This is a genomic window from Shewanella canadensis, assembly GCF_003966225.1.
GTDB lineage: Bacteria > Pseudomonadota > Gammaproteobacteria > Enterobacterales > Shewanellaceae > Shewanella > Shewanella canadensis.
Genome location: NZ_RXNU01000011.1, coordinates 120024 through 143057, shown reverse-complemented (window position 1 = coordinate 143057; position 23034 = coordinate 120024). Strand labels below are relative to the sequence as shown.

Below are 23034 nucleotides of genomic sequence, written 5' to 3'. Positions count from 1 at the left end.
GGCTACTCTCCGGCCAATGGCTTAAAGCGTCTAAGCTCCAGCAAGCGGTAACCTGTATATTGGCCCATCAACAAGACCACGGCCAAAATTACCAGGTGAATGCCTAAGAAGTTGAACACCCAATGCTGTACCCAAGTTGCGCTCATAGCCAGATAAGCAAGTGTTGCAACGAATAGGCTGCCGCCACCTTGTAAAACCACCTCTTTAGGACCTTCCTCTTCCCATAAGATAGACATTCTTTCTATGGTCCATGCGAGAATAATCATAGGGAAGAAGGTGATGGTTAAGCCCTCACTCAGACCGATCTTATAAGAGATGAGGGTAAATACGCCAATAATACCGATAACGACGATAATGACTGCCGATATTCGGGAGATCAACAGTAGGTTAAGATCCGATAGGTATGAGCGTATCATCAGGCCACAGGCAACGATCAAGATGAAGCCAATGAGACCGGTTAGTAAGGTTGTCTGGATAAACGCTAATGCAATCAATACCGGCATAAACGTCCCTGACGTCTTTAGTCCGACGATGACACGTAAAAAAACCACCATAAGCACGCCAATAGGGATCAATAAAATCCCCTTGAACAGGCTCTGCTCTTCCAGAGGCAATTGATAGAGTGAGAAGTCTAGCGCATCCTGGTTATTCATCACATCCAGAGAGGTTGCCAGTGCCGAACGGGTATCTTGAAGCATCGAGAAGTTGACTTGGGAGTTTACGCCACCGATGACATCGAGTACCGATTTACCCGAGCGATCCCAAAGTAACAGATTGTCATCACGACCCTGAGTACCATTAGTGGGATCGAAAAGGTGCCATTCTCCTTTATCGTAGACTTCGACAAAGGGGCTCAACTGCTGTCTGCGACGCTGATCTTCCAGGAACAGGCCACTCACTTCCTGAGCGGGTATCCCTTTGCTTTGGAGCATATGCAAAAATAGCTTATTGGGAGAGTTGCTGCTTAACAGAAGTTCAATATTCTGGCTTCTCTCCTGCGCATTCAAGGCTTTGTTCAGCTGTTGAGCAAAAGATAGGTTAGTTGCACTCTTTGCCCAAACATCTTGGGTTGCCTGCTCCGCGGCGGCCTGTTCAGTTGCTGGCCAGATATAAGGTTTTGGTGCAGAAGGCTCTGTGCTAGCCATGACCTTCGTTGACCCGGTTGGAATAATGGTCACTTTGTAGTACAGGTCTTGCTGCCCTTGCGCCGAACGGACAGACCAAATAGCACGCCTGTCTGCTTGTTCGTTAGTATCGGTAATTGATAAGCCATAACCCGGTGATGTTGCATTTTCGACAAGAATTTCGAATGCTGGATCGTTAGGCAGTGAAAAAGAGACCTCGGCAGGGTCACCAGTGCCTTGAAATTGCACCTTGGCATCGACAGCCCAACTTTGAACCTGCTTACCGGGCAGGAAAGGCACTTTATGTTCTACGCCACGATAAACGCTCGCAGTGATCCCCAAAATAAATAGCAGCGCAACGAGTATGTAAAAGGGTTTCTTAGAATGCATCAACTAAATTCCTATTTGTTTACGACCGTGGCCGTCTTCTTTTTTCCATGAACATAGGTTTGCCCGACATCGACAACTGCGATGTCTTGCATAAATTTACGACCGAGTAAGAGTGGAAATTCTAAGTGACTGCGATCAACCAGGTTAAGATCGGTTTCGGCCTTATACTTTCCTATCTTCAGGTGAGCATGAATAACCGGGCGGCGATCGGTTTTCTCATCGGCGTCCTGCTTTATGCGTACAAAACGTTCGACTTTTGATTCGAACGTTTGTGCCGGAGCCTCGGCTCCATCGGTGAATACATCGAAGCGGACCCACTGTTTTCCATCTCTCTCGAATAGGATGATATTTCGTGCGTCGAGTGAAGATGATTCTGCACCTGTGTCTATACGGGTATTAAAATTAGCTTTAACCTCGTCAATATAGACATTCTCTTCCGCTCCGAGCAGGAATTTACCGCCGAGGGGGGAGGGAGGACAATCCATTGGGACTGGAACAATGGTCTCCTTAGGTTCGATACTTGTCGTCGAAATTTGAGTCTCGAGTGCTTTTATTTGCGCAGATAATGCTGTAAAACCTGTAGTTTGAGCTTGTTTAGACTCATCGATAGCGATGACAAGTTCTGCCTGTTGTTTCGCCAGACCAGACTCTAAAGCCGCAGCATCGATAGGCTGAGGTGCATTTTCTGCTGTTTTAGTTGCTGCACAACCCGCTAAGGTTGAGATCACGGCAATACAGATTATCTGCTTTAACATAGTGCTTCCCATTTACTATTGTATTTCAGTACGTTTGATATCGATGTTTACTTAATCGACTCAATGGTAGTCATTACCAAAAATGTGAAAAATAAATTTTAAGTTAAATCTTTATTGGGCTGATTCTTTGTCGCGATAAACGTCGCGCGTTTAGGCGCCGGATAACCTTCGATGGTCAGGTCTACGTTGGTAGGATCCAGGTAATCGACTAATGACTCATTCGGCATCCAATCTGTGCTTCTCTGTTCTGCCAGTGAGGTGACATCGATATCTACACATTTAATATCAATAAAGTCTGCTTTTTTTAGCCAAAGTTCTAATGCGGCTGCCGAAGGAAGAAACCATACATTATTCATCTTGCCATATCTATCTTCCGGTACGAGAACAGTATTTTCATCACCATCAATGACTAAGGTCTCTAAAACTAATTCACCACCTGTTCGCAATTGATCTCTTAGTTGTAACAAATGATCAATAGGTGAGCGACGGTGGTACAAGACCCCCATCGAAAATACGGTATCGAATGCATCCAGTGGCGGAAGCTCTTCGATTCCTAATGGCAGTAAATGAACCGGGTGGTGATCGCCTGCTAGGCGTTTGATTGCCTCAAACTGACAAAGGAAAAGCGTGGAGGGGTCGATACCCACAACATGCTTGGCTCCTTCGCCTAACATACGCCACATATGGTAGCCACTGCCACAACCTACATCTAATACGGTGCGATTGTTTAACGAAGATAGGTGTGGAAGGATGCGCTCCCATTTCCAGTCTGAGCGCCACTCAGTATCGATATCGATACCATGTACTGAGAAAGGCCCTTTGCGCCAAGGTTGAAAAATACGTAACAGGTTTTCGAGCTTTTCCCGTTCACCTTTAGCCAACTGCTGCCCGGAACCAACAGAGACACTGTTTTTCAGGTCGATGGTATCAGGGGTTGGATAATGTAACTTGTTCAGCACTTTTTCCCATTTAGGTAGGGTGCCATGCTTATGCTCACGTTGCCATTGCCCTAAGATGGCGGGAAGGGTTTCTAACCAATGTTGTAGGCTGGAATCTGCAATTTGTTTATAGAAGGAGCTGAAACTGATCACTTTATTGTCACCCTAGATTGCTGCAAAATTGAAGCAATGGTATTTGGTTGATATTCGATGAATGATTTTAATTCATCTCATGGCATGATTCTTATGACTATCAATTACTTAATGGCAACCATAGATGCAAAGTTAAAGCATTGAAACCACACGTTAAAATGTTTGAAACCTTGTTTTTTTAGACGAGCTTCATGCTGCTCCAAGGTATCAGGTTTCATGACGTGCTCTAAAGAGCTGCGTTTTTGGCTGATCTCTAATTCACTGTAGCCATTGGCTCTTTTGAAATCCAGGTGCAGATCCACCAGTAATGACTGTATAGACTCATCTTCAAAGTTTAGCTTCTCAGAGAGAACTAAGATCCCGCCGGGTTTGAGTCCTTTATAGATGCTGCTTAGTAGGGTCTCTCTATCTTTAGGGGCCAGAAATTGCATAGTGAAATTAAGAACGACCATAGAGGCGTTTTCAATCTTGATGTCCCTGATATCACCGCAGACGAGATCGACTGGTGTTTCACTAACATAGGCACTAAGATTTTCTCTGCAACGCTGGATCATCGACTCACTGTTATCGACGGCAATTATTTTGCAATTACGATTATCTATGTGTCTGCGTATACTGAGTGTAGCAGCGCCAAGCGAACAGCCGAGATCATATATATTGCTGTCTGTGCTGACATATTTATTAGCAAAGTCACCGAGCGTGTTGATTATTTGACCATAACCGGGGACTGAGCGTCTGATCATGTCGTTGAAAACACCAGCTACTTTTTCATCGAATTGAAAATCGCTTATGTTTTCATATGCTTGAGCATATATAGTATCTTGGGATGTGTTCATTTGATTAACATGGGTAATTTCAACGTTTTATTCTAACGAATGATAGTTGCAACCAGCAAGTCTAGTACTGGAAATTTATCATAAAATTTTGTTTAATAGCTTAAGAATAACAAGATATTTACACTAGTGTGACGTTTGGGAATAGCATTTGAAATCATTTATTAAGCTTCTGACATTTTTGCTTGTCGCTTTTTTTGCCACCGGACTCTATGCCAATGAGGGAAAGCCGTTAGTCTTAGTCATGGGGGAAGATAGTTACCCATATCAGTTTGTGGATGAGAAAGGAGAGCCTCACGGCATACTTATTGACATGTGGAAAGCCTGGAGCCAACAAACGGATACTGAAGTCGTATTTGTTTCACGGCACTGGCATGACTCACTCAAACAACTCTCACAGGGAGATGCCGATGCACATGTTGGTTTAGCTCAGACTTCGGTGCGTTCAGAGATATTTGATTTTTCTCGACAGATATCGCAAGTCAGAACCTACCTTTATCTGCATAAAAACCTCTCCGATAAATTATCATTTTCAGATCTTTTACCCTATCAAATTGGCATCGTTTCTGGCTCCTCTCACGAAGTCGAATTGCTGGCTCTGGAGCCTAAATTATCTTTTAAACGCTACAACAGCAGACATAGTTTATTAAAAGGGGTGATAGAAGGTGAGGTGCATGTTTTTGCCGGAATGGAAGGCTACCTCAAAGACAATAACCTGAATCGACAGGTCGTCAGCTTTTTTCCCATAAAGAACCGACTCTTGATCAAAGAATCGCCTCTGCATCCGGCTGTTATCAAGTCAGATTTAAAGACTGTAGATAAGATAAATTTAGGATTTGCGGCAATTTCCAGTAAGCGTTTTGCTGCTATAGAGGAACGTTGGCTTGGCATTAATCAGCAAAAAAGAGGGATAACGGTTGCGACGACACTCAATATTGAACCTTTCGTCTCTCTCGGTGGTGATGGTCAGCCCCATGGTTTGTATGTGGACATTTGGCATTTGTGGTCTGAAAAAACGGGGATCCCGGTTTTCTTCTCCACAGGGGATATGAACAGTTCACTTGATGAAGTTCGAATGGGCCGCGCCGATGTTCATATTGGCTATCCAGAGAGTGACGCACTGAACAGTGGCCTACAGAGAAGCCAATTATTGTACAAGGTGAAAAGTCGATTATTTAGTTTCGGTCAATCAATAGATAACTTAGATACACTTGATGGAACACTCATCGGCGCGGTACCGACGGCGCCTTATCTTGGGAAATTAAAACAGGCCGTTCCGAATACCAAGCTCAAACTTTATGATTCTGTGGCGTCGATGATCCAAGCGGCTCGAGAGGGGCATATCAGTAGCTTCGTCGCATCATCAGCATGGACCCAGCACTATCTGGTTTTGAATAATGCCTGGTCAGAGTTCCATCAGTTTGATGAGCTTGAATTTGAAACCGACATATTTGTGTTAACCCGACCCGAGAATGTGGGGTTAGATAAACGTATCAAGGCGGGATTCGAGTTAATTGATCAAAATGAATTGGCTGAAATTGAACAAAAATGGATGCTTAACAGTAAGAATCGTGTTTTCGATGTTGAAAATTCGCGACTGGAATTCTCTCTACAACAAAGAGATTATCTGGCATCTGTCGATGTATTAAGAGTGGGTTATCTGAATAATTGGAAACCTATGGAGTATGCCGACTCAAACGGCGAGTTTTCCGGAATTAACAGTGAAGTTGTAAAACTTATTTCAGATAAGCTGAATTTGAAGTTAGAGTCTGTCGTTTATGATGAATGGCAGGATTTGATCACCGCACTACTCAATGGTGATGTTGATATTGCCGGCAGTGTGGCTGAGACAGAGGAGCGTAAGAAGAAACTACTCTTCAGTGATCCTTACTGGCCATCGCCATGGGCCTTGGCGACACCGATAGATCGAGTCTCTGTGTTTAATATGCAACAGTTAGCGGGTCAAAGGCTGGCTATCGTCGAGGGTTATCAACTGGTCTCCGATCTCATGAGCGCCGATTATGGCCTGGAGTTGTTGATTGTTGCCGATACTCGTGCTGGGCTGAAGGCCGTATCAGAGGGGAAAGCCGATGCCTTCGTCGAAAAAGTCATCAATATGGCCGCAGAGCTTAAACAGGGAGATTATGGACAACTAAAAATGTCCGTATTGGCAGACTTTTCAGAGCAGCACAGTCACTTTGGGATCCATCCGGATAAAGCAAAATTAGTCCCGATGATAAACATGGCAATTGGTACTGTAAATCAGCAAAAACAGCAAGAGATCTATCAAAATTGGGTTAAGCAACTGCCCCTTACACCGAAACCGACACTAGCTCAGACTTGGTGGTTTTTTCTCTGCTTCCTTATACTCGCAACGATGATGTTCCTTGTGTTATTCAAGTATCGAATGGGAGAAGAGATCAGCAAAAGATTAGTGTTAGAAGATAAACTGAATCATCTTGCTAACCATGATAGCTTGACCCAGTTACCTAACCGTTCACTGCTAGATGATAGGTTAGAGCAGGCAGTGCTCCATCACAGCCGGGAATTAAGCACATTTGCTGTACTTTTTGTTAATATCGGTTGCCTCAAAGAAGTTAATAAAAAGCTAGGTCACAAAATGGGTGATAACTTGCTTATCAGTATCACACAAGGGTTGAAACTGTCGGTTAGAAAATCTGATACTGTGGCAAGGTTCGGCGCCGACGAATTTGTAATTATATTGAATCGAACTAAAGATCTGGATATCGTCTGTCAAGTCGCCGAAACAATCTTAACTAATTTAGCAAAAGACCCCGTTGGCGACATACCTGCCCAAGATGTGAAGCCAAGTATTGGAATTGCTATTTACCCCGCGGATGGTGATACGGCAGTCGAGTTATTAAAAACGGCTGACAAGTTAATGTACCGCGCGAAAAAAAGTGGTGGAAATTGCTATAAATCATCGTGATAATGCATGTTAATTTGTACGAGCTCTGATTGCTCGGGAAAAGAATTGATTGATACTTCGCCAACTAGCGGCGTAGTGGTTTTGTAATCGGCAATATTTAACTATAATGCCGCTTTTGTCTTGTTTAGAATATTCCTCAGCCATAGGTTTGCGGATAAAGGAAAGAGTTAGATGCGCAGTCAATATTGTGGAGACGTCAATAAGTCTCACGTTGGACAAGAAGTGACCCTAGTGGGTTGGGTAAATCGTAGTCGTGACTTAGGCGGCGTTGTCTTTCTCGATCTTCGTGATAGAGAAGGTATTGTTCAAGTAGTATATGATCCTGATTTACCAGAAGTATTCGATGTCGCGAGCACGCTGCGCAGTGAGTTTTGTGTACAAGTAACTGGCTTGGTCCGTGCCCGTCCTGACAGTCAAGTGAATAAGGATATGCGTACCGGTGAAATTGAAATTTTAGGCAAGGGCCTGACAATTTTAAATAGTTCAGCTCCTCTGCCGATCAACATGGATAAGAACCAGCACAACACCGAAGAGCAGCGATTGAAATATCGTTACTTAGATCTACGTCGTCCTGAGATGGCCGATAGAATTGTATTTCGTTCGAAAGTGACCAGTGCTGTTCGCCGTTTCCTGGATGACAGTGGGTTCCTGGACATCGAAACACCGATATTAACCAAGGCTACCCCGGAAGGTGCTCGTGACTACTTAGTCCCTAGTCGCACATACAAAGGGCAGTTCTTCGCGTTACCTCAATCACCTCAGCTATTTAAACAGTTGCTGATGATGTCAGGTTTCGACCGTTATTATCAGATCGTAAAATGTTTCCGTGATGAAGATCTGCGTGCCGATCGTCAACCTGAATTTACTCAGATTGATATTGAAACTTCGTTTATGACCTCTGCGCAGGTGATGGCGAAAACAGAATTAATGGTCCGCGGTCTGTTCCAAGATCTTTTAAATGTCGATCTGGGTGAATTTCCTAAGATGACATTTGCTGAAGCTATGCGTCGTTTCGGATCTGATAAGCCAGACTTGCGTAACCCGCTTGAATTGATTGATGTTGCAGATATCGTTAAAGACGTTGAATTTGCCGTTTTCAATGGTCCAGCTAACGATCCAAATGGGCGTGTTGCCGTTCTTTGTGTTCCAGGCGGTGCCAAATTATCGCGTAAACAATTGGATAATTACGCTAAGTACGTCACCATCTACGGCGCTAAAGGTTTAGCCTGGATGAAGGTGAACGATCTTGATAAAGGTCTGGAAGGCATTCAATCTCCGGTACTTAAGTTCCTTAACGAAGACGTTGTCAACGGTCTGCTTGAGCGAACTAATGCTAAGTCTGGCGATCTGATCCTGTTCGGTGCCGATAAAGCTAACATTGTAGCCGAGGCTATGGGTGCGCTTCGTCTTAAAGCCGGTGAAGATTTTGACTTGCTCAATGGTGAGTGGAAACCGTTATGGGTTGTCGACTTCCCAATGTTTGAACCAACATCTGATGGTGGGTTGCATGCGATGCATCATCCATTCACTGCACCTATGGGCATCACGCCTGAACAGCTTGAAGCCGATCCAACGGCCGCTATCTCTGATGCCTATGACATGGTACTCAATGGTTGCGAACTCGGTGGTGGCTCAGTTCGTATTCATAACAGTGAAATGCAATCTGCTGTATTCCGTATTTTGGGCATCGAAGAGGAAGAGGCTAACGAAAAATTTGGTTTCCTACTTGAGGCGCTACGTTATGGAACACCGCCACATGCCGGTTTAGCATTTGGCTTAGACCGAATTGTTATGTTGATGACGGGTGCGACATCTATTCGTGATGTGATGGCATTCCCGAAAACGACAACTGCTGCATGTCCGTTAACCAATGCTCCTGGTTTCGCGAACCCGGCTCAACTTGTTGAGTTAGGTATTAATGTTATTGAAAGTGAAGATAACAAAGAAGAACAAGAGTAGTAACCACATCGGCCGGGTGATCGCCCGGCTGTTTCGAGTCCACTGTATTCACCGTTATAACTGGACTCGAATCAAGGAGAGTGAGATATGGCAGGTCATAGTAAATGGGACAACATTAAGCATCGTAAAGCGGCGCAAGATGCTAAACGCGGCAAGCTTTTCACCAAATTCATCCGTGAACTTACCGTCGCTGCCCGTGAAGGCGGATCGGATGTCGATTCTAATCCACGTCTTCGTGCAGCGATTGATAAAGCCTTATCCAATAACATGACGCGTGACACCGTTGAGCGGGCGATTAAACGAGGTGCCGGCGAACTCGATGGCCAAATTCTCGAAACCATCATGTATGAAGGCTATGGCCCGGGTGGTACTGCTGTGATGGTTGAAACCATGACGGATAATAAAAACCGTACAGTATCAGGTGTTCGTAATGCATTCAGTAAGTCCGGAGGCAATTTAGGTACAGATGGTTCGGTATCTTATCTCTTCGAGAAACGAGGCGTTATCTCCTACGGTGAAGGCGCAGATGAAGACACCATTATGGATGCAGCGCTCGATGCTGGTGCCGATGATGTGGTCACTCATGAAGATGGCTCGATTGATGTATTTACCACACCCGAGGACTTTGGCACGGTTAAAGATGCGTTGGATGCGACCGGTCTTGAGGCAATCAATGCCGAAGTGACGATGATCCCGTCGACAAAAGCCGAACTCGATGCCAGCACTGCCCCCAAGTTTATTCGCTTAATCGATAACCTCGAAGATCATGATGATGTTCAAGAGGTATACCATAATGCAGATATCTCAGATGAGATCATGGAATCCTTAGATTAAAACATGTCAATTATTCTCGGTGTGGATCCAGGCTCAAGGATCACCGGCTATGGTGTGATCCAGTGTGTTGGTAGGCACCAGACATATTTAGGAAGCGGTTGTATTCGTACCGCTTCCGATGAACTGCCTTACCGACTTAAACAGATTTTTGATGGTATTTCTGAGATCATACGTCAATATCAACCCGATGAGTTTGCCATTGAACGCGTCTTTATGGCGAAGAATGCCGATTCGGCGCTTAAACTTGGGCAGGCTCGTGGCGCTGCGATTGTTGCTGCAACGAATGCCGATCTGCCGGTAGCCGAATACTCTGCAACTCAGATAAAAAGTGCGGTTGTTGGAACGGGTAAAGCACAGAAATCTCAAGTTCAACATATGGTTCAACAGCTCCTCAAATTACCCGCCGCTCCCCAGGCCGATGCCGCCGACGCATTAGGCGTCGCTATCTGCCATTTTCATACCAGCCAAAGTTTAATTGCTTTGGGGGGAAGAGCTAACGCAAGAACTTATGGACGTTACAGATGATAGGTCGTTTAAGAGGTTTACTTGTTGAAAAGCAAGCACCTGAAATTTTACTCGAAGTGCAGGGTTTAGGTTACGAAGTTCAGATGCCGCTAACCAGCTTTTATGAGCTTCCGGAACTTAATCAAGAAGCCATCGTATACACCCATTTCGTGGTGCGTGAAGATGCGCAACTACTGTACGGTTTTATCACCAAACAGGAACGTGCGCTTTTTCGTTTGCTGATAAAAACCAATGGGGTAGGACCAAAGCTTGCTTTGACTATTCTCTCAGGTATGACCGCAAGTGAATTTGTTGCCTGCGTCGAACGTGATGATATTGCGACGTTAGTTAAATTGCCCGGTGTCGGTAAGAAAACAGCCGAGAGATTGTTAGTAGAGATGCGTGATAAGCTTAAGAGTCTGATGGAGGCCTCTGCAGGCTCTGAGCGTGAATTTATGCTTAAGTCTAATTACACTCCTGCACCTGTGATTAATACCGCAGAAGAAGATGCCATTGCGGCACTATTGTCTCTCGGGTATAAGCCTGCGCAGGCAAGTAAGGCTGTCTCAGCGGTATATCAAGATGGCATGGACTCAGAGACATTGATTAAATCGTCACTGAAATCGATGTTATAAACTGAGTTAATGAAGAGATATTGATGATAGAAGCCGATCGTTTAATCCATGCTGAGCCACAAGGGCCCGAAGAGCGTGATGAGCAGATAGACAGGGCGATGCGTCCTAAGTTGCTCGATGAGTATACGGGTCAAGATGATACCAGAGCTCAGTTAAAGATATTTATTAAAGCGGCCCAAAATCGCGGTGAGGCACTCGATCATATGCTGATCTATGGACCTCCGGGGCTGGGAAAGACAACATTGGCGATGATCGTTGCCAATGAGATGGGGGTAAATATTAAATCTACCTCGGGACCGGTGCTGGAAAAAGCCGGCGATCTTGCTGCACTCCTGACTAATCTTGAGCCTGGTGATGTCCTGTTTATCGATGAGATCCACCGCCTCAGTTCGGTAGTCGAGGAGATCCTTTATCCAGCTATGGAGGATTACCAGTTAGATATCATGATTGGTGAAGGCCCTGCTGCTCGTTCAATTAAATTGGATCTGCCTCCCTTTACGCTCATTGGGGCGACTACGAGAGCTGGGGCGCTAACTTCGCCATTACGCGCAAGATTTGGGATCCCTCTCAGGTTAGAGTTTTATAACACGAAAGATCTCAGTTCAATCGTATCGCGTTCGGCTAATGTTCTCGAGTTGCCGATCGATGACGAAGGTGCTATAGAACTGGCCAAGCGCTCTCGTGGAACGCCGCGGATCGCCAATCGTTTGTTACGACGAGTACGGGATTTTGCTGAGGTAAAGCACGATGGCGAAATCAATAAAGCTGTGGCAGATCTGGCATTAGATATGTTGGATATCGATGCCGAAGGTTTCGACTATATGGATAGGAAGCTATTGCTGGCCATCATAGACAAGTTTATGGGGGGACCCGTAGGCCTCGATAACTTAGCCGCAGCGATTGGTGAAGAGAGAGAGACCATCGAAGATGTGTTAGAGCCATTTTTGATACAACAGGGCTTTATCCAGCGTACACCCAGAGGCCGTATTGCCACAGACCGTGCTTACCGCCACTTCGATATTATTCAACCCGAAAAATAGCACCAACATTTGCCTGAGGCCTTAAGTTTTTACTATAAGGCCTCTGGCAGATAGATTGAAACGATTTCGTTCAACTCAGTCCAACCTGACTCACTCCAACCCAACCCAACCCAACCCAACCCAATCAAATCAAATTCAATCCGATTTAAGCCTGATTAAACCTGCTGAGTCCAATGTCATCTTTAAGACTGGGACGCGTTTAGCGTGAAGACGATGGTGAGTGTGCAAACACACTTTATACCGATTGGTATAACACTTCAGGATTCGTTTTGCTTTTGAAAGGAGGGCCTTTATCTACAGAGTTGCTCGCTGTGAACAGTGAGAGACTCTTGTCAGCTTCTCCTTTGATTTAACAACCATAATTCATAATGTGTAAACAATCATTTGATAACGATAATTCGATACCCATGCATTGAGTATTATGAATCGTAAATGTTATCCATGCCTTTCCATACTAAATATTCTTCATAACGTTTTGTAGTAAATAGTCATCCTGTCTATTTACCTGGCTATTAAAGTAAACATTCTGTTCTGAATGATGTCTGTTTCAATTCTATTTTAGCGGTGGTTTATATTTAACATTGTTTTATTGGTTAATTATCTTGGCTCTTACTTGTGTGTTGTCGCTGGTATATTGACATTTAGTAAATCATCTACTTCCCTGTTCACAATAATGCAAACTTAAAAGCATTTACCACCCAAAAGTATCGGTGTGTAACCGCATCGTTTTGTTACAAATGCATAATAATTTGGCATTTTGCAGGATAACTAACTGTATGAAGGCTTAAGATTTTATCAATCTAAGAAAGGTGAGCTTGTAAAAGTATAAAATACTGTTTCAAGCAACTTGCCCTGCCCATTAACAAAACCAGCTTTTGTGATCCGCGTCACAGTTTGGGTATTTTGCATGGTTACTGAAAAGTTGCAGATTGCGCAGTTTTAAAAACTGTTACGTTTGACTCTTGCCAGTTATAAAAACTAAATTATCAGATTTATTAATAATTGATTAGGTTTATTTTACAAGGTTGCCACAAGTTAAGTTATTTTGCTTAACAGTTATTTTGAGTAAGTTAATGGTTTGAGTGATTGACTGTATTAAGGTGAAACTTCAGTATCAATTTCAACGCCAATAAATAAATTCTAAAGGCGTAATAAAAAATAAATAATAAGCATAAGTTAGGGAGTAAGTTTTAATGATAAGAACCTCGCAGCATTCTCGTAGTAAATTAGCCTCAGCAATTAAATTTGGTTTAATTGCTTCAGTGTCAACCACAGCATTTACCGTATCAACAAGTGCAGTGGCAGAAGAAGCTAAAGTCGAACGTATTGCAGTAACCGGCTCCCGTATTCAACGTCAAGATATGGAAACAGCATCTCCTGTAACAGTGATTGATGCTGCAACTATCAAAGCTGAAGGTTTCACTTCAGTAGACCAAATGCTACAAGCACAAACTTCTATGGCTGGTGCCGCAATGGGTTCAAGCACCAACAATGGCTCAGACGGTGTTGCTCAGGTTGACCTTCGTGGTATGGGCTCACAGCGTACGCTGGTATTGTTAAATGGACGCCGTATGGTGAACTCAGGTTCTGGTGCTGACAGCGCTGTGGATCTGAACTCTATCCCTGTCGCTATGATTGCACGTGTCGAGATCCTTAAAGATGGCGCTTCAGCAGTATATGGCTCAGACGCCATTGCCGGTGTTGTTAACATCATCACGAAGAAAGATTTCGAAGGCTTTCAGATTGATGTTACTGGTGGCATGACTGATAAGAGCGATGGTGAAAACGGCGAGATCAGTGCACTCTACGGCTTTAATACTGATACGGGTAACTACACATTCGGTGCGGCTTACTCTGAGCGTCGTGGTGTTGTTCAGTCTGACCGTGACTGGACAGATCCAGGTGCCAGCTCATTCATTCCAAACGGGTCATTGGGCGGAATGGTTAAAGATGAGAATGGTAACTGGGTTGATCGTGAAGAAGGCTACGATTATACACAAGACAGCTTTTATCAAACGCCGAGTAAGCGTTATAGCTTGTTCGCTAACATGACGCAAGAACTTGGCGATGATCTGGTGCTAACGGGTGATATCCTTTACACCAAGCGTAAATCTAATCAGCAGTTGGCACCACAGCCAGCAAACTTAGACTTAGATGTTTGTGAGCCGGGTGTAGTATCTGATTCATGCGTTGAACTTGATGATGACATGATTGCTGCTGGCATTAAACCAAATGACAAGGGCCAAGTTAACTACAGAAAGCGTATGAATGACGTTGGTCCACGTGTTTATACACAAGACACTGATACATTACGTGTTTCTGCAGGTCTAGCGGGTTCAATTGATGTCAATACCGGTATGGACTGGGATCTTTCGTACACTTACGGTAAAAACAAGGCTAAGACGGCGGTAGAGAACTCAATCAATGCATCAATCATGACGGATGCAATCTATGCCGATCAAGATCCTTGGTTGACAGGTCAGCCGATGACAGACCAGGATTTGCTGAACAGCGTTGCTTACACCGAAGAAGCCGATGGTGGTAATGAGCAGCATGTATTCTCTGCGGGTTTAACGGGTGAGTTATTTGACCTTGATGCCGGTGCTGTGGCCTATGCTATCGGTGCTGAATACCGTTACGAAAGCGGTTACTACAACCCAGACCCAATTGTGGTTGCGGGTGAAAGTACTGCCGCACAGCAAGATCCAACCGATGGTAACTACAATGTAATTTCTGTATTCCAGGAAGTCAGCGTGCCATTTACGGATAAGTTGACCGGTGAATTCGCACTTCGTTTTGACGATTACTCAACATTTGGTAATGCGTCAACCTGGAAAATTGGTCTAACATACGAAGCGACAGATGACTTGATGATCCGCACCGTAGCAGCGACGGGCTTCCGTGCACCGAGTGTTAGCGAGCTATACGGCGGAAACTCAGGTTCATTCGATTACCTGGATGATCCATGGAAGAATGAGCAAGATCCTCAGATCCTAGTGAATCGCACCTCAGATGAAGATCTTAAGCCTGAAGAGTCTGAGTCATACACCGCGGGCTTAGTGTATTCGCCTAGCTATGTGGACGGTATGTCGCTTACTGTCGATTACTGGCGCTTTAAAGTTAAAAACGCGATTGCCCGTATGGATACGCAAAACGGTTTACAGAGCTGTTATGATTATCAAGAAAAAGGAATCGGCGATGACTCGGCCTGTGTGGCCTTTAACATTGGACCAAACGGTAATTTAGATAACCTGACAAATACACTAACTAACGTCGGTTACCAAGATACAAGCGGTATCGATTTTAACTTAGCCTATAGCTTTGAAGCGTTAAGCTTAGATTGGACAATAAGCAACGATACCACTTACTTGCTGAACTTTGAGCAAGATGGCGTCGATTACACTAACACCATCGATGGTAATTTCGGTGCTTATGCTCAAGTTCGCAACAACTTCAGCGTTAAAGCGGGTCAAGATGACTGGAGCGTCATGTACTTCAACCGTTATATTGGTGAAATGGATGACTTAGGTGAAGGTACTAAGGTTGATGCCGTGCTTTATCACAACGTATCAGCATCTTATTTCTTCAATGATACTTGGATGGTGAGTGCGGGCGTTAAGAACCTGACTGACGAAGAGCCATCAAATGTGTCTAACGGTAGTGCCGGTGGTACTGTACCAGAAGTGTATGACACCATTGGTCGCCAATACTACGCTGGCGTAACCGTTAAGTTCTAATGAAAAAACATCGTTAATTCGATAGAAAAAAGCGCCTTACGGCGCTTTTTTTATTCTTGAATTTGACCCGTCCTGAAATGTATTTAGCCAAGTCCTTTCTGTGCCGAACTCATCTGGATTAGCTCAATTTTATAACCGTCAGGATCTTCAACGAAGGCGATCTCTGTGCTCCCGCCAGCGACGGGACCCGGTGCCCGAACAATCTTACCGCCGGCATTCTCGATGGCTTTACAGCGGGCATAGATATTCTCTTCACCAATGGCAAGGTGACCGAAGGCATTCCCCTGTTCGTAACTGTCGGTATCCCAGTTATGGGTGAGTTCTATCACGGCACTGCCCGTTGACTCATCATCGAATCCGACAAAGGCGAGTGTGTATCTGTACTCACTATTTTCAGATTTTCGCAGTAGCTTCATTCCCATGATTTGGGTATAAAAATGTATGCTTTTTTCTAAGTTAACAACACGGATCATGGTGTGTAGAAGTTGAGACATGGTCACCTCGAGTGATTTTTTATTAATGGCAGGGATTATAATACCAATCGGTATAATACATCTGTTCAAGTTTGGGTGATGATCAGAAAAATAGTGCTATTCATTAACTTGAGACCAGATCACACTTTCAATATTTATTGGTTTGAATCTATGTTATTTCTTTAGATAATGCGATAGGGAACTATCACTACCATCTAATGAGAGTCTTAAATGAACACAGAATTAAAAATGGCCGTCGGTACCACTGCTATCATTGGCGTGTTTTTATCGGTTTTCTTCGTTTGCTTGTTCTAAGCGTAAAGCGAAAATGCAGATAAACAAAAAGCCGCTATGCGGCTTTTTTTGTTTCCGGACAATGATCACTCCGGATAGACTTTGTCTTTGAATTCACAAAGCTCTTCAATCAGGCAACTACCACAGCGGGGTTTTCTTGCTATGCAGGTATAACGTCCGTGAAGAATGAACCAGTGATGTACGTCGACCATAAACTCACTGGGGACCACTTTCAGCATCTTATCCTCAACATCGACAACATTCTTACCCATTGCAAATTTTGTTCTGTTAGCGACTCGGAAAATATGCGTGTCTATGGCGATGGTAGGCCAGCCAAACGCGGTGTTGAGTACCACATTGGCTGTTTTTCTGCCGACACCCGGTAGTGATTCGAGCGCTTCGCGATCCTCCGGCACTTCACCATCAAACTTTTCGACGAGTATTTCACAGGCCTTAATAACGTTAATTGCCTTGTTGTTATAAAGCCCAATTGTCTTTATATATGCTTTTAGACCATCGACACCCAGAGCGTGGATAGCGTGGGCAGTATTTGCAACGGGGAATAGCTTATCGGTGGCTTTATTGACACTGACGTCAGTTGCCTGAGCCGAGAGTGTGACCGCAACGAGCAACTCAAACGGACTGGAGAAATTAAGCTCAGTTTCGGGGTGAGGGTTATTCTCTCTTAAGATCTCAAGGATCTGTATTCGTTTAGACTTGTTCATCTCTTTTTTTTACTCTTTTAATGAATGCAGATTAGCTAACTTTAGTTATTCTGGCGCGCGTAACCGGTTCGGTAACAGTGGGCGTCGTTGTACGGTCAGAAATTTGCTTATCGACAATGTTTTTGAATGCTATCAGGAAGCCCATACCGATGAATGCCCCTGGTGGTAACATGGCGAGTAAGAAGCTGGTATCGACCTGCCAAAGATGAATCGTCAGGCTGGCAGCCCAATCGCCAAGCAGTAGATCAGCGCCTTCAAATAGTGTCCCTTGCCCTAAGATCTCACGAGACGCGCCGAGAACCGACAGGACAAGCAGAAAACCAAAGCCCATCATGAAGCCGTCGAAAGCGGATTTAACCACGGAGTTGCGTGATGCAAAAGCCTCGGCTCGCCCAATGATCACGCAGTTGGTGACAATCAGAGGTAGAAATATGCCTAGTGAGAGATATAAGCCGTAGGCATAGGCATTAATAAGCAACTGCACACAGGTGACGAGCGCCGCGATGATCATGACGAAAACCGGAATACGGATCTCCCGTGGGACGAAATCTTTCACGAGTGATACCAGCACATTTGAACCAATAAGCACTGCCATAGTCGCAAGGCCTAGCCCCAGAGCATTGGTGAGCGTTGCTGTGACGGCTAACAGGGGACAAAGCCCTAACAGTTGGACTAAACCTGGGTTATTTTTCCATAACCCTTGTAATGCGATTGTCTTGTATTCATTCAGTTCATTGTTCATTGGTAGTTAACCTCACAATTTGCAGGCCTTGTCAGCAAGGTATCTTTATTTGAATTGAAATACAGTAGGGCATTTTTGACCGCTTTAACGTAGGCTCTGGGGGTAATGGTTGCACCGGTAAATTGGTCAAAATCTCCGCCATCTTTTTTTACATGCCAGAGTCTGTCCTTCTCATCTTGTATGGATTTTTTATTAAAGCCCAGTACCCAATCTGATTTTCTTAAATCAATCTTGTCACCAAGCCCAGGTGTTTCTGAGTGAGTCAGGGTTCTTACACCCAGTACTTCACCCGCGGTATTGACACCTATAACGAGTCTGATATTACCGTTATACCCATCAGGCGCCACAGCCTCTATTGCGATAGCGACAGGAAGACTCTGCTTTGTTGCTATGTATGAAGGCAAGGGCTCATCGATACCTAATGCATCTTCATCATGAATAAGAATACAGTATTCAGTTAGTTCATTATCATGAAGTTCATCGGGGATGATTTGATGTAACACCCGCTTTAACTCGAGCTGCTGCTGCTGTTTTATCTTGTCGAAGGTTTGCTGGTTGACTACCGCCACGAGTGCAGTACAAAAAAATGCAAATACACCCAGTAGCAAACCGTTTTTTATCATAGATTTTTTCAAGTGAAGCTCCGGTCTGCTTAAGTCGCTGATCTATGGCCGTAGGCCCTAGGTTTCATGTAATGATCGATAAAAGGAGCACAGAGGTTGGCTAATAAAATGGCAAATGCAAAGGCATCCGGGTAGCCACCAAACGTTCGAATGATATAAACCAGGATACCGATCAAGGCACCAAAGACTATACGTCCTCTTACACTGGTTGCAGCCGTCACAGGATCGGTGGCAATGAAGAAAGCTGCCAACATGGTCGCACCAGAAAATAGGTGCAACAGGGGCCCTGTGAATGTGTCGGGATTAAGCAGGTAGCCAATACTCGAACAGATAAACAGAGCAGCTAATATGCCGCCAGTGATATGCCAACGAATGACCTTTAGTTTCAGCATGACTAGCCCACCGGCAAGATATGCCAAGTTGACCCAAAACCAGCCCACACCATACCCATTTGAAAAGATGGCTTTTGAAAGACTTTCAATTGTGGTCAGACCCATGGCCAAATCTGTCTTGATTGTATCGAGTGGGGTTGCCATCGATATGCCATCAAACCCGAGTTTATAGGCACTGATTTCAGAGGGGGAAGCACCAGTGAAAATCATTTGTAAACTATGAATAAAGTCTACCGGCTGGCTCGCTATAACTGAGGGGGCAACCCAACTCGTCATCTGTACTGGAAATGAGATCAGTAACATGACATAAGCAGCCATGGCGGGATTAAAAATATTATGCCCAAGTCCGCCGTAAAGCTGTTTAACTACCACTATCGCAAACAGGGTGCCTATCACCGTTACCCACCAAGGTGCGAGGGGGGGAATAGCGATACCTATGAGTAATCCTGTTAGTAGTGCGCTGTTATCTCTGAGTGTTTCGGTGACGTTGCGCGTTCTGAGTTTAAGCACAAGAGCTTCACTTATTAATGCAACACTCATGGCTAGTAGGGCTTGGATAACAGTACCCCAGCCAAAAAAGAAACACTGCACCGCTACACCGGGGAGGGCACACAACATGACCCGCTGCATTAAAGAGCTGGTCTGAAAACTACGACTCAAATGAGGCGAAGAGGCTATCTTAAACGCCATCAGTTATTCCTTTTCACTTTCTGTTTTTAACATTGCTTTTTTAGCCTTCGCCTTGGCGACCGCTGCCGCTATTCGAGCTTTCTTTTCATCTACGGGGGAAGCTACCTCTTGTGGTGCGTCGCTTGCGTCTACAGAAGCCACAAGTTCATCACTGCTACCAGTTTCAGAGGCTTGCTGCGCAGCCTTTTTAGCCTTTGCTCTGGCAACGGCTGCAGCAATCTTAGCTTTTTTATCATCGACGGGGAGGGCTACCTCTTGTGATGGATTGCTTATGTCTACAGAAGCCACAAGCTCATCACTGCTACCAGTTTCAGAGGCTTGCTGCGCAGCCTTTTTAGCCTTTGCTCTGGCAACGGCTGCAGCAATCTTAGCTTTTTTATCATCGACGGGGAGGGCTACCTCTTGTGATGGATTGCTTATGTCTACAGAAGCCACAAGTTCATCACTGCTACCAGTTTCAGAGGCTTTCTGCGCGGCCTTTTTAGCCTTAGCCCTGGCAACGGCTGCAGCAATCTTAGCTATCTTATCATCGACGGGGGGGGCTACCTCTTGTGATGGATTGCTTGTGTCTACAGAAGTCACAAGTTCATCACCGCTACCAGTTTCAGAGGCTTTCTGCGCGGCCTTTTTAGCCTTAGCCCTGGCAACGGCTGCAGCAATCTTAGCTATCTTATCATCGATGGGGGTGACCACCTCTTGTGACGGCTTGCTTACGTCTACAGAAGCCGCCAGCATATCATTGCTATCAGTTTCAGAGGCTTGCTGCGCAGCCTTTTTAGCCTTAGCCCTGGCAACGGCTGCGGCAATCTTAGCTTTCTTATCATCGACGGGGGGGACCACCTCTTGTGACGGCTTGCTTACGTCTACAGAAGCCGCCAGCTGTTCATTGCTATCAGTTTCAGAATCTTGCTGCGCCGCTTTTTTAGCCTTTGCTCTGGCAACGGCTGCGGCAATTTGGACCTTCTTGTCATCGACGGAGGTTGCCTCAGAAGGCTGTGAATGGTCTGTGGCGTCATCAGGGTTGCTCTGTGCGGCCTTCTTGGCTTTAGCACGAGCAATCGCAGCAGAGACATCCTTACGCTTATTATCGGGGGCGTCTGGTGCATTAGTGGGGACATTTGAACTGGCGGCTGCCTTCTTGGCTTTAATTCTGGCCATGGCCTGAGCTACGGCATCGTTGTCTGTAGCGGACATATTTAACTTACGTCGTTCGGCAGCGGCTTTTTGCTTCGCTTCACGGGCGAGTCTTTCATCCTCTAACCGCTGAGTTCTCAATTCAAATCTTTGCTTAGCCAGTTCGGCTTGTTTCTTCTCTTCAGCTTCCGTCTTTACCGCCGATTTGGCGATTCTGTAATACTCGACCAGTGGAATATTACTCGGACACACGTAGGTACAACATCCACACTCGATGCAATCGGCAAGATTGAAATTGACGGCTTTATCGTATTCTTTAGCTTTAGCATGCCAAAACAGTTGTTGAGGCAACAGTTGAGCCGGGCACACTTGAGCACATTCTCCACAGCGCACACAAGGCAGCTCCTTTTGCTCTGGAGCCAGCTCTTTACTGTCGGGCAAGAGCAGACAGTTACTGCCCTTTATGATGGGAGCGCTGTCATTGTATAGGGCATAACCCATCATGGGGCCACCGATAATAACCTTATCGGTTTCATTGCCTCTGAACCCCGTCTGAGTTAACAGATGAGATATTGGTGTGCCAATTGGTACCCAATAATTACCGGGGTTGGAAGTGTTATTACCTGTAACAGTGACAACACGTTCAATGAGCGGGTAATTTCTTAAGACCGCATCCTTGATGGCAAAGCTGGTCGCTATGTTTTGGACCACTATCCCAAGATGGGCTGGAATCGAGCCTGAAGGCACCTCTTGGCCAGTCAAAATCTGTATTAACTGTTTTTCTCCACCGGAAGGATAAAGGGTGGGAACACTGGTGATCCTGACTCCCTCTGTGGGGAGCTGACTGCGGTTTAACGCGTGATGCATCTCTTCGATAGCTTCAGGTTTGTTATCTTCGATAGCAATTATCAGTCGTTTAGGTTGAAGTAACCGGTAGATGATGGCGATTCCTAAGCATATCGCATCACTATGCTCTCGCATGAGCACGTCATCGGCAGTGATATATGGCTCACATTCAATGGCGTTGATGATCAGCAGCTCGATTTCGCTGGCCGGGTTAAGCTTGATATGGGTAGGAAATGCCGCGCCGCCCAAGCCTGCGATACCAGCATCTTGTATTTTCTTTAAGATCTCTTCGTTTGACCAAGAGGCAATGTCATTCCAGGAGAGTGGGGCATGAATGTTTGGATTCAGTGTATCCAGCCCATCAGGGGTAATGACACAACTTAACACCGGGAGTCCGGATGCATGATTACTTGGACGCTGTTCAATCTTAGTCACATGGCCCGATGTAGGCGCGTGTACAGCCAAATGGCCAAAGTGAGTGCCGCGTGTTAAGGGCGTGCCTTTGGTGACATACTCGCCCTCAGAGATAGCGAGAACCGATGATTCACCAACTTGATTCAGCGGGACTACAAACTCATCGGCCAAGGTCAATGTTGCAATGGAAGTTCTATTTGAGAGGGTTTTTCTCTCCGGGGGGTGGATACCGCCAATTGAACGCCAAAGTGTTCCTTTATCAATCTGTTCAAATAAAGTTAGCACTGGCAATCCTCATCCAAGGTTTTTACGGGAATAGCATTAAGCTTCCAATCCCAATTTTTAACGGTTTGTTCTACGGGCAGCATATCTATGCAATCAACCGGGCAGGGCGCTACGCAGAGGTCACAGCCAGTGCAGTAGTCGGTGATAACAGTGTGCATTAACTTACCGGTACCTAAGATGGCATCGACAGGACAGGCTTGAATACACTTGGTGCATCCAATGCATTCGTCTTCACGGATATAAGCGACTTTCTTGACTTGTACCTCTTCGGTGGCCGAAAGGGGCTCAGGTTCAACCCCTGCCATCTCGGCTAACTTTTCCATAGTGGCACTGCCACCGGGCGGGCACAAATTGATTTTTTCGCCGTTGGCAATCGCCTCGGCGTAGGGACGGCAGCCTGGGTATCCACACTGACCACATTGAGTCTGAGGTAAAAGGGTTTCTAATTGATCGACCAGTGGATCGCCCTCTACTTTAAATTTCTCTGCTGCAAAACCGAGTAAAATACCAAACAAGAGTGCCAGGATTGTGAGTAAAATTATTGCGATAAAAATTCCGGACATA

General features: G+C 45.2%; 18 protein-coding genes. 7 read left to right on the top strand and 11 right to left on the bottom strand.

The features are described from left to right. Positions 1 to 2 precede the first annotated feature (2 nt). The 4 genes from EKG38_RS18195 to cmoA all read right to left on the bottom strand — a co-directional run bounded on the left by EKG38_RS18195 (position 3) and on the right by cmoA (position 4196). The gene (locus EKG38_RS18195) at positions 3 to 1514 is read right to left on the bottom strand and encodes a UUP1 family membrane protein (protein WP_126521698.1); all 1512 of its coding nucleotides are present in this window, start codon (positions 1512 to 1514) and stop codon (positions 3 to 5) included. Positions 1515 to 1525: 11 nt separating this feature from the next. Continuing rightward, on the bottom strand, positions 1526 to 2269 hold the full coding sequence (locus tag EKG38_RS18190) for an ATP-dependent zinc protease family protein (RefSeq protein ID WP_126521696.1): 744 nt from the start codon (positions 2267 to 2269) through the stop codon (positions 1526 to 1528). Positions 2270 to 2367: 98 nt separating this feature from the next. Continuing rightward, positions 2368 to 3360 carry a tRNA 5-methoxyuridine(34)/uridine 5-oxyacetic acid(34) synthase CmoB gene (gene cmoB / locus EKG38_RS18185; RefSeq protein ID WP_126521694.1) on the bottom strand — a complete coding sequence of 331 codons (993 nt, stop codon included), beginning with the start codon at positions 3358 to 3360 and terminating at the stop codon, positions 2368 to 2370. A gap of 104 nt (positions 3361 to 3464) precedes the next feature. Next, positions 3465 to 4196 (bottom strand): carboxy-S-adenosyl-L-methionine synthase CmoA, encoded by a 732-nt coding sequence (gene cmoA, locus EKG38_RS18180; protein ID WP_126521692.1) that lies wholly within the window; start codon positions 4194 to 4196, stop codon positions 3465 to 3467. Positions 4197 to 4344: 148 nt separating this feature from the next. Between cmoA and EKG38_RS18175 the strand changes: the two genes are divergently transcribed. From EKG38_RS18175 to EKG38_RS18145, 7 genes are all read left to right on the top strand, one after another. Further along, on the top strand, positions 4345 to 7143 hold the full coding sequence (locus EKG38_RS18175; protein ID WP_126521690.1) for a transporter substrate-binding domain-containing protein: 2799 nt from the start codon (positions 4345 to 4347) through the stop codon (positions 7141 to 7143). Positions 7144 to 7314: 171 nt separating this feature from the next. Beyond that, a complete protein-coding gene (gene aspS / locus EKG38_RS18170; RefSeq protein WP_126521688.1) occupies positions 7315 to 9102 on the top strand; it encodes an aspartate--tRNA ligase in 1788 nt (595 codons plus the stop codon). Between the two features lie 87 nt (positions 9103 to 9189). Beyond that, complete coding sequence (locus EKG38_RS18165) at positions 9190 to 9936, top strand: YebC/PmpR family DNA-binding transcriptional regulator (RefSeq protein ID WP_126521686.1); 747 nt, start codon at positions 9190 to 9192, stop codon at positions 9934 to 9936. A 3-nt stretch (positions 9937 to 9939) separates the two neighbouring features. Then, positions 9940 to 10461, top strand: coding sequence for a crossover junction endodeoxyribonuclease RuvC (ruvC, locus tag EKG38_RS18160; RefSeq protein ID WP_126521684.1), 522 nt, complete (start codon positions 9940 to 9942; stop codon positions 10459 to 10461). Further along, a complete protein-coding gene (gene ruvA / locus EKG38_RS18155) occupies positions 10458 to 11075 on the top strand; it encodes a Holliday junction branch migration protein RuvA (RefSeq protein WP_012142377.1) in 618 nt (205 codons plus the stop codon). The genes ruvC and ruvA overlap by 4 nt, the downstream gene beginning before the upstream one ends. A 23-nt stretch (positions 11076 to 11098) precedes the next feature. Further along, entirely contained in the window at positions 11099 to 12115 is a 1017-nt protein-coding gene (gene ruvB, locus EKG38_RS18150) for a Holliday junction branch migration DNA helicase RuvB (protein WP_126521682.1), read from the top strand. A 1193-nt stretch (positions 12116 to 13308) separates the two neighbouring features. Beyond that, positions 13309 to 15852, top strand: coding sequence for a TonB-dependent receptor (locus tag EKG38_RS18145; protein WP_126521680.1), 2544 nt, complete (start codon positions 13309 to 13311; stop codon positions 15850 to 15852). A gap of 83 nt (positions 15853 to 15935) precedes the next feature. Here EKG38_RS18145 and gloA read toward each other — a convergent pair whose 3' ends face one another. The 7 genes from gloA to rsxB form a co-directional block, all read right to left on the bottom strand. Further along, positions 15936 to 16346: a lactoylglutathione lyase gene (gloA, locus tag EKG38_RS18140; protein WP_126521678.1), complete on the bottom strand. Its 411-nt coding sequence runs from the start codon at positions 16344 to 16346 to the stop codon at positions 15936 to 15938. A gap of 359 nt (positions 16347 to 16705) precedes the next feature. Continuing rightward, positions 16706 to 17344 carry an endonuclease III gene (gene nth / locus EKG38_RS18135; RefSeq protein ID WP_126521676.1) on the bottom strand — a complete coding sequence of 213 codons (639 nt, stop codon included), beginning with the start codon at positions 17342 to 17344 and terminating at the stop codon, positions 16706 to 16708. A gap of 31 nt (positions 17345 to 17375) precedes the next feature. Continuing rightward, positions 17376 to 18086 carry an electron transport complex subunit E gene (locus EKG38_RS18130; RefSeq protein WP_439332667.1) on the bottom strand — a complete coding sequence of 237 codons (711 nt, stop codon included), beginning with the start codon at positions 18084 to 18086 and terminating at the stop codon, positions 17376 to 17378. After that, positions 18083 to 18721 carry an electron transport complex subunit RsxG gene (gene rsxG / locus EKG38_RS18125; RefSeq protein WP_185826900.1) on the bottom strand — a complete coding sequence of 213 codons (639 nt, stop codon included), beginning with the start codon at positions 18719 to 18721 and terminating at the stop codon, positions 18083 to 18085. Before rsxG ends, EKG38_RS18130 begins: the two co-directional genes overlap by 4 nt. A gap of 17 nt (positions 18722 to 18738) precedes the next feature. Then, the gene (gene rsxD, locus EKG38_RS18120; protein WP_126521674.1) at positions 18739 to 19791 is read right to left on the bottom strand and encodes an electron transport complex subunit RsxD; all 1053 of its coding nucleotides are present in this window, start codon (positions 19789 to 19791) and stop codon (positions 18739 to 18741) included. A gap of 3 nt (positions 19792 to 19794) precedes the next feature. After that, positions 19795 to 22470 (bottom strand): electron transport complex subunit RsxC, encoded by a 2676-nt coding sequence (gene rsxC, locus EKG38_RS18115; RefSeq protein WP_126521672.1) that lies wholly within the window; start codon positions 22468 to 22470, stop codon positions 19795 to 19797. Further along, positions 22464 to 23033: an electron transport complex subunit RsxB gene (rsxB, locus tag EKG38_RS18110; RefSeq protein WP_126521670.1), complete on the bottom strand. Its 570-nt coding sequence runs from the start codon at positions 23031 to 23033 to the stop codon at positions 22464 to 22466. The genes rsxC and rsxB overlap by 7 nt, the downstream gene beginning before the upstream one ends. Between the last annotated feature and the right edge of the window lies 1 nt (position 23034).